Origin of the sequence: Pseudomonas sivasensis (genome assembly GCF_021391435.1) — a bacterium.
Lineage (GTDB): Bacteria > Pseudomonadota > Gammaproteobacteria > Pseudomonadales > Pseudomonadaceae > Aquipseudomonas > Aquipseudomonas sivasensis.
In genome coordinates, this window is record NZ_CP090029.1 from 2,793,426 (window position 1) to 2,806,436 (window position 13,011).

General features: G+C 59.1%; 9 protein-coding genes. 3 read left to right on the forward strand and 6 right to left on the reverse strand.

Going from position 1 to position 13,011, the window contains the following annotated elements:
• Positions 1-8: 8 nt before the first annotated feature.
• Positions 9-1,436, reverse strand: a complete 1,428-nt coding sequence (locus LRO94_RS12465; protein ID WP_099602898.1) for a nucleobase:cation symporter-2 family protein — start codon at positions 1,434-1,436, stop codon at positions 9-11.
• 232 nt (positions 1,437-1,668) lie between these two features.
• Here LRO94_RS12465 and LRO94_RS12470 point away from each other — a divergent pair, with 232 nt between their 5' ends.
• Positions 1,669-3,294, forward strand: coding sequence for a methyl-accepting chemotaxis protein (locus LRO94_RS12470; RefSeq protein ID WP_032887031.1), 1,626 nt, complete (start codon positions 1,669-1,671; stop codon positions 3,292-3,294).
• Positions 3,295-3,428: 134 nt separating this feature from the next.
• On the opposite strand, the gene LRO94_RS12475 is transcribed toward LRO94_RS12470, so the two are convergent.
• The 5 genes from LRO94_RS12475 to LRO94_RS12495 are packed head-to-tail and all read right to left on the reverse strand — an operon-like array spanning position 3,429 to position 8,520.
• Positions 3,429-4,406, reverse strand: coding sequence for a 2-hydroxyacid dehydrogenase (locus tag LRO94_RS12475; RefSeq protein ID WP_032887030.1), 978 nt, complete (start codon positions 4,404-4,406; stop codon positions 3,429-3,431).
• Positions 4,403-5,701 (reverse strand): MFS transporter, encoded by a 1,299-nt coding sequence (locus tag LRO94_RS12480; protein WP_095185895.1) that lies wholly within the window; start codon positions 5,699-5,701, stop codon positions 4,403-4,405. The genes LRO94_RS12475 and LRO94_RS12480 overlap by 4 nt, the downstream gene beginning before the upstream one ends.
• 45 nt (positions 5,702-5,746) lie before the next feature.
• Positions 5,747-6,688 carry a sugar kinase gene (locus LRO94_RS12485; RefSeq protein ID WP_179179147.1) on the reverse strand — a complete coding sequence of 314 codons (942 nt, stop codon included), beginning with the start codon at positions 6,686-6,688 and terminating at the stop codon, positions 5,747-5,749.
• Positions 6,681-7,463: a sugar phosphate isomerase/epimerase family protein gene (locus tag LRO94_RS12490; protein WP_095185893.1), complete on the reverse strand. Its 783-nt coding sequence runs from the start codon at positions 7,461-7,463 to the stop codon at positions 6,681-6,683. The genes LRO94_RS12485 and LRO94_RS12490 overlap by 8 nt, the downstream gene beginning before the upstream one ends.
• Before the next feature lie 43 nt (positions 7,464-7,506).
• Positions 7,507-8,520, reverse strand: coding sequence for a LacI family DNA-binding transcriptional regulator (locus LRO94_RS12495; RefSeq protein ID WP_122681373.1), 1,014 nt, complete (start codon positions 8,518-8,520; stop codon positions 7,507-7,509).
• 225 nt (positions 8,521-8,745) lie between these two features.
• Between LRO94_RS12495 and LRO94_RS12500 the strand changes: the two genes are divergently transcribed.
• Together LRO94_RS12500 and LRO94_RS12505 are read left to right on the forward strand one after the other, a co-directional pair.
• Positions 8,746-10,692, forward strand: a complete 1,947-nt coding sequence (locus LRO94_RS12500; protein WP_179179146.1) for a hypothetical protein — start codon at positions 8,746-8,748, stop codon at positions 10,690-10,692.
• A 175-nt stretch (positions 10,693-10,867) separates the two neighbouring features.
• Positions 10,868-12,850, forward strand: a complete 1,983-nt coding sequence (locus LRO94_RS12505; RefSeq protein WP_179179145.1) for a hypothetical protein — start codon at positions 10,868-10,870, stop codon at positions 12,848-12,850.
• The last annotated feature ends 161 nt before the right edge of the window (positions 12,851-13,011 follow it).

The window sequence follows — 13,011 nt, forward strand, 5'->3', positions numbered from 1 at the left end:
AAGTGCTCCTATTTCGTGACGTCCGGGTCCTGCATCACTTTGAGGGTGGAGGACTCCGGATCAAATTCATCTTCTTGCAGTTCTATGAACTCTTCCGGCAGGAAAATGTTCAGCAGGATCGCACAGAACGCGCCCACGGTAATCGGCGACTCGAAGATGTTGTGCAGGGCTTTGGGCAGGTCACGCAGTACTTCCGGCACGGCGGCGACGCCCAGGCCCATGCCCAGGGAGATCGCCACGATCAGCACATTGCGCCGGTGCAGCCCGGCTTCGGCGAGGATCTTGATGCCGGCCACGGCCACGGTGCCGAACATGATCAGGGTTGCGCCGCCCAGCACCGGCTTGGGCATCAGTTGCAGCACCGCGCCGATCATCGGGAACAGCCCCAGCAGTACCAGTAAACCCGCGATGAAGTACGCCACATAGCGGCTGGCCACGCCTGTCAGCTGGATCACGCCGTTGTTCTGCGCAAAGGTCACCATCGGCAGGCTGTTGAACGTGGCCGCCATCGCCGAGTTGAGGCCGTCGGCCAGCAAGCCGGACTTGATGCGCTTGATATACAGCGGACCCTTGACCGGCTGCTGGGAAATCATTGAGTTGGCTGTCAGATCACCCGCCGCTTCCAGCGGCGAAATCAGGAAGATCACTGCCACCGGGATAAACGCCACCCAGTCGAACGAGAAACCGTACTTGAACGGCACCGGCACGCTGATCAAGGGCACGTGGGGCAAGGCGGCCAGGTCGACGCGGCCCATCCACCAGGCGACCACAAAGCCCAATGTCAGGCCGATTACGATCGAGCCCAGGCGCAGGAACGGGTTGTTGAAGCGGTTGAGCACCACGATGGTCACGAGCACCAGCGCCGCCAGGCCCATATTGCTCGCGGCACCCAGGTCACTGGCGCCGAAGCCGCCGGCCATGTCGGTGACCGCCACCTTGATCAGCGATAAGCCCATTAAGGTAATGATGGTGCCGGTGACCACCGGGGTGATCAGCTTGCGCAGTTTGCCGATGAATTGGCTCAGGACCACTTCGATAAACGCCGCGAAAAAGCAGATGCCAAAGATGGTCGAAAGGATTTCATCGGTGCCGCCGCCCCGGGCCTTGACCATGAAACCCGCGCTGAGGATCACGCTGATAAACGAAAAACTGGTGCCTTGCAGGCACAGCAGCCCCGAACCGATCGGGCCGAACTTGCGTGCCTGCACAAAAGTGCCGAGCCCCGACACAAACAGCGCCATGCTCACCAGGTACGGCACTTCGCTTTCCAGGCCGAGCACACCACCGACGATCAGGGTTGGGGTGATGATGCCGACGAAACTCGCCAGCACATGCTGCAACGCGGCAAAGATCGCTGCGGTGAAGTGTGGGCGGTCTTCCAGGCCGTAGATCAGGTCAGATTTATAGCGCGGGCGGGGGGCTTGAGCGTCAGACAAGTTGAGGGCTCGGGTCAGAAAATGGAGGCGCAGGATGCCAGAAACCGCTAGTCGTCAGAAGTGTAAAAAAATATTTATGAACCCCCTGCATAAAATGCTGCAGCCGGCCGATACCGTTTATAGGCCCACCCCTCAATAACAACAGTGGGCCAAGGTCTGAGCGGTGCGTTGACACCGGCGGATCGTTTCGCGGCAGGGACGCGCGCAAACACTACTCCTGAGAGTCTCGCCTATGTCCCTCCGTCACCTGAATATCGCCCCTCGTGCTTCTCTGGGTTTCGCGTTCATCGCGCTGTTAGTGGTTGTCCTTGGAGTGTTTGCGGTCAACCGCATGACCCTGATTCGCGAGGCGTCAGTGGCCATGAGTGCCAACCTGTTGCCCAGCGTGACGTACCTGGGCACGATCACGGAAAACGTGCTGCGCCTGCGCATCCTGTCCTTTCGCGTGCTGGTCAACCGTGAACCGGCCGCTTTGCAGGAAGCAGAAACCCGCATCGGTGTGTTGGCCGACAAGGTCAAGACCGCCCAGGCCGGTTACGCCACGCTGCCCGCCGGGCCGGAAGAGGCGGCTTTGTACAAGACATTTGGTACGACCCTGGACAACTACCTCAAGGCCCAGGCCGACATGCTGACCCTGTCCAGGCAAGGCAAGGTCGATGAAATGCGTGCTCTGATCAACACCCGTATCAAGGACGGCACCGATCAGATGGGCGAACAGCTGAACAAGTTGATTGCCATCAACGCCGCTGACGCCAAGACCGCCGACGCTGAAGCTGGGCGAGGGTACGACAGTGCCATCACCGGCGTGATTATGGTCTCGGTCGCCGCCGCGTTGCTCACCGTATTACTGGCCTGGTTGCTGACCCGCAGCATCGTCACGCCGTTGCGCAAAGCCGTGACCGTGGCCGAAACCATCGCCGCCGGCAACCTCAGCAGCACCATCGCAGACGACGGCAACGACGAACCGGCTCGCTTGATCGGCGCCCTGGCCGCGATGCAAGCGAACCTGCGCCAGACCATCCAGCACATCGCCGGTTCGGCCACCCAACTGGCGTCTGCCGCGGAGGAACTCAGCGCGGTCACCGAAGAAGCCTCCAAAGGCTTGCAGCAACAGAACAATGAAATCGATCAGGCGGCCACCGCGGTTAACGAGATGACCGCCGCAGTCGAAGAGGTGGCGCGTAATGCGGTGTCCACCTCTGAGGCGTCCAGCCAGTCGAACCAGGCTGCACGGGAAGGGCGCGACCGGGTGGTGGAAACCGTCGGCGCGATCCAGACCATGACCCAGGACGTGCAGAACACCGCCGCGATGATCGAAGGCCTGGCCACTCAGGGCCGCGATATCGGCAAGGTGCTTGATGTGATCCGCGCGATCGCTGAGCAGACCAACCTGCTGGCGCTCAACGCCGCCATTGAAGCGGCCCGCGCCGGTGAAGCCGGGCGTGGCTTTGCGGTGGTGGCGGACGAAGTGCGGGCCTTGGCTCACCGCACCGCGCAGTCGACACAGGAAATCGAAAAAATGGTCGCCGGCATCCAGAACGGCACCGGTGAAGCGGTGCAATCGATGCAGCAGAGCAATCAACGTACCCAGAGCACCCTGGAAATGGCCCGCGCCGCCGGGGTGGCGCTGGAGCAGATTACCCAGTCGATCAGCCTGATCAACGAGCGCAACCTGGTGATCGCCAGCGCCTCGGAGGAACAGGCTCAGGTGTCCCGCGAGGTGGACCGCAACCTGGTGAATATCCGCGACCTGGCCACCCAGTCGGCGGCGGGGGCCAACCAGACCAGCGCTGCCAGCCATGAACTGTCACGCCTGGCGGTGGATTTGAACGGGATGGTGGCCAAGTTCGTGATCTGACCCACTGTGCAAAGCAATCAAATGTGGAAGGGGGCCTGCCCCCGATGGCGGTGTGTCAGTCAAGATATCTATAACTGATCCACCGCTATCGGGGGCAAGCCCCCTCCCACATGTGTTCTCTGCAGTGTTAGAAACTAGTGTTTCCAGGCATCTGGGTTCACCAGGTTTTTTGGCCGTTCGCCCGCCAATGCCGCCAGCAGATTATCCACCGCACAGGTGGCCATCGCCTCCCGCGTCTCATGGGTCGCCGAGCCGATATGCGGGGTTGCCACCACGTTGTTCAAACGCAGCAACGGCGAGCCGTGATCCAGCGGTTCCTTTTCGAACACATCCAGCCCCGCTGCCCGAATTGTGCGCTGCTGCAACGCCTCGACCAGCGCCGCTTCGTCGACCACCTTGCCCCGCGAGATATTGATGAAGATCGTCTCGGGGCCCATCCGCGCAAACTCTTGCGCGCCGATCAGTTTTTCGGTTTCAGCCGTAAGCGGCAACGTCAGGCAGACAAAATCGGCTTGCTCCAGCAAGTCGTTCAAGCTGCGGTATTGCGCGCCAAAGCGTTGTTCCACCGCCGGCTTGGGCGAATGGCTGTGGTAGATCACCGGCATGCCAAAGCCAAAATGCCCGCGCTGGGCCAGGGCTTCGCCGATGCGGCCCATGCCGATGATGCCCAGGGTCTTGCCGTGCACATCGCTGCCAAAGTGCGAGGGGCCGATGTTTTTGTTCCATTGGCCGGCGCGCACCATATCAGCCAGTTCCACCACGCGCCGGGCGGTGGCGAGGATCAGCGCGAAGCCGGTGTCGGCGGTGGTTTCGGTCAGCACGTCCGGCGTGTTGCTGAGCAGGATGCCGCGTTGGGTCAGGTAGTCGATGTCGTAGTTGTCGACCCCGACCGACACGCTGGCTACCGCCTCCAGGTGAGGCGCCAGATCCAGCAATTTGGCATCCAGGCGCAGGCTCGCGCCCAGCAGGCCATGGGCGGTCGGCAGGGCGTCGCGCAGCTTGGCCAGGCCGGTGTCGTCCAGGGCTTCGATCAGCGTGACCTCGGCCTGTTCATGCAGGCGGGCCATCAGCGGCGCGGAGAGTTTCTTGTACAACACCACAGACTTTTTCATTGGGCTTTTACCTTCAATTCGAGGGTTGGCAGGGGCACGCGCTCACGGTCGCTGGCGCCTGGCTTGAGGAAAATCGTCAGCACCACCGCCAGCATCAACGCACCGCTCATCAGCAGGTACGAAGCGCCGGGTGAACCCGTGCTGCTATTGAGGTAGCCCACCAGGTACGAACCGCCGAACGAGCCGAGCGCGCCCATGCTGTTGATCAGCGCCATGGCGCCGCCGGCGACGTTGGCGGGCAGGATTTCCGGGACGATCGCGAAAAACGGTCCATAAGGCGCATACATGCAGGCCCCGGCAATCACCAGCAGGGTGTAGGACCACCAGAAGTGTTCGGCGCCGAGTACGTAGGAGGCATAGAACGCGATGGAGGCAATCAATAGCGGCGGCCATACAAAGCGTTTACGTTTTTGCAGTTTGTCCGACCCCCAGCTCACCACCAGCATGCCGATCACTGCCGCCAGGTACGGCAGTGCCGACAGCCAGCCTGCTTCGACCATGTCCATCTGCAAACCGGCCTTGAGGATCGACGGCAGCCACAGCACAAAACCGTACACGCCGATGCTCCAGCAGAAAAACTGCAGCGCCAGGATGATCACCTTGGGCGAGCGGAACGCTTCGGCGTAATTTTTAACCGCCTTAATGCCCACCTGTTCGGCGGCGAGGGCGGTTTCCAGGCTGTGCTTTTCGCTGTCGCTCAGCCACTTGGCATCCTTGGGACGCTCATCGGCCAGCTTCCACCAGATAAACGCCCACAGCACCGCGGGCAGGCCTTCGATGATAAACATCCAACGCCAGCTGAAATGCTGCACCAGGTAACCCGACACCACCGACATCCACAGCATGGTCACCGGGTTGCCGAGGATCAGGAAGGTGTTGGCCCGCGATCGTTCGGCGCGGGTGAACCAGTGGCACAGGTACACCAGCATCGCCGGCATCACTGCGGCTTCGACCACGCCGAGCATGAAACGAATAACGATCAGCATGTAGGCGTTGGACACCACGCCGGTCAGGGTGGCCAGGCCGCCCCAGAGGATCAGGCTGACGAAAATCAGCTTTTTAACACTGCGCTTCTGCGCGTAGATCGCCCCCGGCACCTGGAAGAAAAAGTAGCCGAGGAAAAACAGTGCGCCCAGCAACGACGACATGCCGGGAGTAATCATCAAGTCTTCGGCCATCCCGGAGGCGGCGGCGAACCCGTAATTGGCGCGGTCCAGATAGGCCAGGCTGTAGGTGATAAAAACGATGGGCATGATGTACCACCAACGACGGGTGGCGAATTTCACGGTTTCCATGAGGTTGCTCCTGAGCTTGTTGTAGTTGTGGCAACAGGGTGTGGGTCACGCAACGGATCGGGTGGGTAATTCAGCGCGGGTGGGCAGGCCTTCCATATCGCCACGGCTTTGCACGGCGCGGCTGCCGATCCAGTTACCGCGCTGTACCGCCTCGGGGAAACTCAGGTTTTCCAGCAGGGCACTGATCATGCCCACGGCAAACCCATCGCCGGCGCCGACGGTGTCTACGACCTTGTCCACCCGTACCGCGGCGACGAAGCCTTGGTCCAAGTGGGTGCGGTAGTAGGCACCGTCTGGGCCGAGCTTGATGGCCACGGCTTCGGCGCCCTGGTCCAGGTAGAACGCGGCGATGTCGGCCGGGTCGTCGAAACCGGTAAGCAGGCGGCCTTCGCTCAAGCCGGGCAACACCCAATCGGCCAGGCCGGCGAGGGCGTTGATCTGGCGGATCATCTGGGCTTGGCTGGCCCACAGCGACGGCCGCAGGTTCGGGTCGAATGACACGCTGCGCCCGGCCTTGCGCATCCGGGTCATCAACTCGACGGACAGTTCACCGGTGGCCTCGGACAACGCCGGCGGAATCCCGGTGGCGTGCAAATGACGGGCTTGCAGCAGCGCAGGGCTGATGGCGGCGATGGACAAATGGCTGGCAGCCGAGCCTTTGCGGAAATACTCCACCTGGGGATCGGCGCCGGCTTCTTCGCGCGACTTGAACTGAAAGCCGGTGGGGTGCAGCGGGTCGACGGCCACATTCCGGCAATCCAGGCCTTCCTTTTGCAGGGTGTCGACCACGTAGCGGCCGAGGGAGTCGTTGCCTACCCGGCTCAACCAGGCCACGTTGAAGCCCAGGCGCGACAGGCCAATGGCGACATTGCTGTCGGCTCCGGCGATGCGTTTGTGAAACTGGCTGACCTGCGCCAAATCACCGGTCTGCTCGGCGACGAACATCGCCATGGTTTCACCGAACGACAGGATATCGATCTCAGACATGGGCATTCTCCTGGCGGGGTTGGCCGAGCAGGGCAAGGGTGGCGACCTGTTGGGCGGTGACATCAATCAGGTCATCGCCTTGCAGCGGAAATTCCACCGCCCGCGTAATGCCTTGAGTCATGTGCTTGAGCAGTTGTTCCCACAGGTGCAGGTCGGTGGCGCCAGGCGGCAGCGCGACCAACTTGCCGTCCGGGCGGCGGGCCACGGCCTTGCAGTGCAGGTAGTCCACATGCCGGCCCAACAGGCGCGCAGCGGTGAGGGCGGATTGGTCCTGCCATTGCCAGTTGCCGATGTCGAAGGTCATTTTCACCGGCAGGCCCAGGCGCTCGACCTCGGTGAAGAACCTCTGCATGGGCTCGATGCGCCCGCCGTGCAGAGTCTGGTCGTTTTCCACCAACAGATGGACCGGGTGGCGGTTGAGCAGAGCGTGCAGGCTTTCCAGATCGTTAGTGTCGGTGAAGTAACCGAGTGAGACTTTCAACCAGCGCGCGCCAAAAGCCTGGGCGCGGTCCAGAGTCGCGTTCAGTTCGGCGTTGGGTTGGGCGCGACCGGCGACCCACAGTTCCAGGGGCGATGAGAACACGGCTTCCAGCCCTTTTTCGGCAGCGGCCTGGGCGAGTTCGGCGGCGTTTTCGCCGGTCAGCAACTCTTCTCGCCACTCGATGCGTTGGGCACCGGCGGCGGCCAATAGCTGGACAAAACTCAACTGGCCTTGCTGGCGGACCAAGTCGGCGCCGTAGCTCGAAAGGCTGATGGAGACGGGGTATTTATGCATTGTTGTTTACCTCTGAAACCGGTTTCATTTTTGTGCAAAAAAATTATCGACGGTGGGTAGAACCGCGAACGATCAGTTGTGGCAGGAAGTCCAGGGTGCGCGTGGGTGCATCGTCACCGCGCAAGCGCTTGAGCAGGCAGTCGAACGCGCTGGCGCCAATTGCCTCGGTCGGCTGGGCGAGGGCGGTGATGCCGTTGCCCACCAACGGATACCAATCCAGGTCATCCAGGGCGATCAGGCCCACGTCTTCAAACAAGTTGCAGCCCAGCGTCTTGAGCGCATGAGTACAGGCCAGCGCGGCGACGCCGTTGGCACAGAACACCGCCTTGGGGCCAGGCTTGGCGAGAAAATTCTTTAGGCCGGTTTCGAGGTTGCCATCCAACTCCAGCACCGCGCCGGTCAGCGCCGGGCGCCGGGCAATTTCGGCCTTGAAACTGTCCAAACGTTCTACCCGTGAACTGGTGCCATCGGCGGCTTCGCTCACCAGCAATACCTCGCGATAACCCTGTTGTTCCAGATGCTCCACCGCCATGCGCACTGCTGCCGGGTTATCCAGCCCCACCAGGTCGCTGTGCAGCGGCTCGACCTTGCGGTCCACCAGCACCAGAGGCATTTCCCGTTGCAGTTCCAGCAGTTGGTCGAGGTGATGGCCGAGGGTATTCACGATCAGCCCTTCGATGTTGTACGAGCGCAGTGCAGCCAGGTGTTGGCGTTCCTGCTCGTCGTCGCGGTCGGTGTTGCACACCACCAGGCTGTAGCCGTGCTGGCGGCAGGCGGTTTCGACGCCGTGCATCACGGCAATGGAATAGGGGTTGCGGATATCGGCTACCAGCATGCCGATCAGACGGGTGCGGCCACGTTTCAGGCCACGGGCCATCTGGTTGGGGCGGTAGCCAAGCTGTTCGATGGCTTGCTCAATGCGCAAGGCAATGGCATCGGAGAGCAGGGCACGGTCGTCGCCGATAAAGCGCGACACGCTGGCCTTGGATACACCGGCGTGTTGGGCGACGTCGAGCATGGTGACGCGAGAGCGCTGGGCATCGGAAAAGGAAGTCACGGTAGAGCCTTTTTTATTAGTTTGGAGGTTGCCTTGAAACCGGTTTCAGGAAACACCAACACAACCCTTGCGTCAAGGGGGCGCTCGTCGGGAGGCTCCTGTGGAATCCGACGAAAGGGGTCGCCTACCTGTTACTTATGACAGTATCCAGAGGTTCGAAATGGGCGCTTAATTTGATCCAGCCATGGTTTTCTACCTGTCTGTCTGAGCATCAAGGAGCGCACGATGACGCTTTCGAAGACCACCCAAAAATCCTTCTGCGGCCGTTCAGAAGGGCAGGTATCGTCACTTGAGGCCGCTGTAGTAGTGGATGCCATTGAGGGTGATCCAGTCGGATTGATTCCCACTGAGTTTTTGTACCACCCGATAAAAATTCAGTTGAAGAACATCTGGAGGTTCCCTGCCCAAGAGGGTGAGACGGACTATGTCCACTTCTTCATCAAACCTCATACGCCTGAGCCAGCCTATCCGCTGACACCGATTCCTTTAGAAGGGCCACTCACCCAGGAAGACGATTTCCCTGTGGAGCTGACCATAGGTGGAAACTGGCTGAAGATCAGCGGCTCGTATGACCTTACCTATTATGTTGACGGACCCGGCGGCATAGAACACTGCCCATATACCACGACCTTCACACTGGACTGGATACCGCCCGGTGGGACGGGGCCTTTGCAGCCTGCGACCTTCATAAACAACGAGATCATCGAGCACGGCGTCACTGAAGAGTATTTGAGCAAGTATGAGAACACGGGTCTGCGTATTCCCAGGTATATAGATGCCCAACTCCGTGACGATATATTGATTTTTTTATTATTGAGCGAAGAGTCGAACCCTTTCGAGGCCAACTATACGTACACGCTCACGACTGTTCAGGATCCGTTGCTAGTCACTATGCCTTCTATTTTGTTTCGACAATTACCGAATGGCCCGCGGTTTATTCGTTATGGCCTGCGTGACCGGGCAGGTAACCAGCAAACCAATTATTCGGGGCCTACGCCCGTCTACATCAATTTGAAACCGTCTCCAAGTGGGCTTAAACCACCCCAGGTCCTTGCCTACGAATTCGACGGTCTGATTGATCGCGCGGATGCACGTGCGGGCGTCAATGTGAGGTTTGAAGCCTATTCCGGTTGGGATCCGGCAGACGAGGTAGTGGTCAGCTGGGACGGTATTGTTCTGGCAAAAGAGGGGGTCGAGGGTTTTCCGAAAGTGGTGCCGGTGCCCTGGTCTACGTTGATCCAGAAGGGTTACCTGCAGACCCATCTACCGGTCCAATACTTCATTTATCGTGCAGGCGTTCCGACGGCCATTCCATCGCCCGTGCGGCATGTCGATGCCGACTTCCGGGTCTTTGGCGTGGATCATGATCAGGCACCTGATGAGTTGAATCGACACTTGGAGCGGGTCGAGATTCGCGGTGCGGTTTCCGATACGGCCAACCACTTGGATTTCAGTGATTCGGATCAACCTGTCACGGCGACCGTCGCGCTGCCCGACGGTCCGAGTGTCGGTAAGTGGTTGGACTTGTATTGGGGAGATAAAGAAGAGCCCGTGGCCTCCTATCATGTACAGCCCGGGGACGTAGCAGGGGCCTTGGTGACATTTACCCCTATTGCGTGGTCGGTGGTTGCTGAAACACCCAATAACCCGGCGTTCCCAGTGAGTTATCGAACCCGTAATGGTGTGAATGACCAACTGGCGCCCAGTCAACTGGTGAATATAAATATAGCCCCGCCGGTTAGATTTCCTCGGCCGGAATTTCCACATGCAAACAGTAACGCCTGGTTGAACTGTGACACCAAGCCACCCATCTGGGACGGGGTTCGTGTTCACGTGCTCAAACATCCTGATATCAAGATAGGGGACGAAGTGCGGCTGAAATGGCAGGGTACGCTTGGCTTCGGCGGCAACCAGCCTATCCCGGAAACCACTGAGGTGTTTGTGGATTATTGGTCGGCCGCCCATGAGGCTCAGGGTTATTACGAATGTGTCGTGCCTTATGTTCCTTATGTAAAACCCATGAAAGACGAGGCAGGCGCTTATGCTGAGTTCACGGTATGGCGTAATAAAACTCGCATAGGCAGCTCATTGATTCGTTATATAAAAATTGATCGGCGTAGATCACATGGTTTGCCACTGTTTTGTGGGCCTGGTGGTGATGGTCCTGACTAAAAACGAAGTTTCCATTCGTGGCTGTGAAGGGTAATTAAAGATTAATTGATCGTTCTTCATTGTGCTTGATTTGAACTTGGTTATGTACGGGCTGGCGGCTGTTTCGGTTGCTGAGCGGCCGACAATATACCCGGGTCATTCTTGAGCGCCTTACTACTGGCAAGGAGAAACTGAGATGGCAATTAACCGTTCAAAAAAAGCAAGTGTGGCGGGCTGGGAAGACCCCAACCTGGCTGCGCCGATTTTTCCTCAGGCCCTCAATGGTACAAGCGGTTTAATCTGGCGGCCGCACTTGGACAGCGATGGCGGTTTGAGGGTTGACTGCCCCATCTGGAGTTTCCCGGATGACGGGGATGAGCTGCAGATGTATTACAGCAAGGTTGGGGAAGCCCTCTGGATACCGCTGGATCTTATTCACTTTGATGTTCAACCGACGGGACCTTTCGTTCAAATTACCGTCAGTACCTTATCCCTCGGCCATGGTGAGTTTGATCTCAGGTTTAAAGTAAGGCCCGGTTCGGGCAGTGATTATTTAGACTTCTCTGCCCAACAACGGGTCAAGATTGATCTGTACGGTCCTTACAAAGCGCCCGGTAAGAGTGAAGCACCTGCAAGAGTTGTTTGGCCGGCTTCATTGCCTCTCGGTGTTGATATTACGCAAGAGACCTTGGACCTGAACCCCGGAGGGATTGAGCTCGGTATTCCGGGCTACGGGGATTATGAGGCGGGGGACACCGTGGCCCGGGTCTGGGTTACCGCCACCCAGCCGCCTGACGACGCGCCCTCTTTGGGCAGTAAACCCATGGAGGCTGGTGGAACAGTGTTCAACGTACCTATTTCAGCCATTGCTGCTATGGCTGATGGCATTTTATTTGCCTACTGCCAATTCGTAGACGCTGCCGGCAATTACAGCGAGATTTCCAGAATCCCCACCGGGCGCAGGCTTAAGCGCAGTGCAAACCTGAACCTGGATCCTCTTGTAATCGTTGCACCACCCTCTGGTGGGATGGTGGATATCGAAGCATGGCAGGCCGGCGTGAAGGGGGCCATTCCACAATATGCATGGGAGCCGAGCGATCAATACAGGTTGCATTGGGGCGACCAGACCACCGCTCTGGCGCCTCTAAGCGGGGTTTTTCCGTTCGAATTCACGGTTCCTGGCCAACTGATTGTGGACGAGTACGCCGATCAGGAAGGCCCGGTTTCGGTGACGGCCAGTTATGACATCATCAGGACCGGCTCTACCAATTCTCCGACCGATGACACTCTGGTGAGTGTTGATTTAAGCGTTGTTGGGCCTCCGGGTCCGGTTCCGGGCGAGCCTAGCCCAGACCTGGACATCGTCACCATCACCGGCCCCGCGTCGGCCCCAACGACGAACTACCTGAACTCCGCCGACATCGATCACGTTGCCCCCATCCTGGCCACCTTCGATTTGTGGTCTGTTGACCCTGAGCCGGAACAAGACGACGTCATTAAGCTGTATTGGGGGAGCAAGCTGAACCTGGCAGGCTCATACACGGTTGGGCCTGGCGATGGGCCTGGCACTGAGGTCGAAATCGAGGTAGATAAAATTGCGATTGCTGCGGGGGGCAATGGCGACGATATTCCGGTGTTCTATGGTGTGAGCCGCTCCGGGGCAAGCAATAGCAACTACTCGGATAGCACGTCCGTGAGAGTGGACGATGCCATTACTCATCAACTCGACCCGGCGGAGTTTCTCCATTTGGGACCCTGGAGCCAGGATTCTAGAGGCAGGCTTCGCTGTGAGTCCTTGCGGCCGACAGATGCCGGCACGCCGTGGAGTGATAGACACGTTGAGGTGAGGATTCCCCCCAGTCCTGAGTTCTTTGCGGATGGAAAACAAGTCACCGTTGAGTTTGTTGCTTCTACGGGACTTCTAGGCGATATCCCTATCGAGGCTACACGCGGTACAGCTTCAGTTACGCTGGACGCGGAGATGGCGGCGAAAGGGTTTATCTTCGAACTCAAACCGTTCGATCCGCATCTCAAAGTGGTCGGTGCGACCGCGCCGTGGAATACGCTCTGGCTCCAATACTCTCTGGACATCGCCGGAACACCGGCACGATCGATACCTGCGGTTGTTCCGATTCGCATGGTGACGTCCAATAACTATTGCGATGGAACGCCCGTGTAACCCAAGGCGTGCGACAAGCACCGAGACATGATGTGTCTCGGTGCTTTTTACTACGGTTGCACCACTCAGTTCTTCTGCGCTCTTCAGATTTATCCTACTTACGCCTACCTCCCCCAACTATAACCTCGCGGCCTCTACAGGTCTGGCTCCACTCCTTCGGA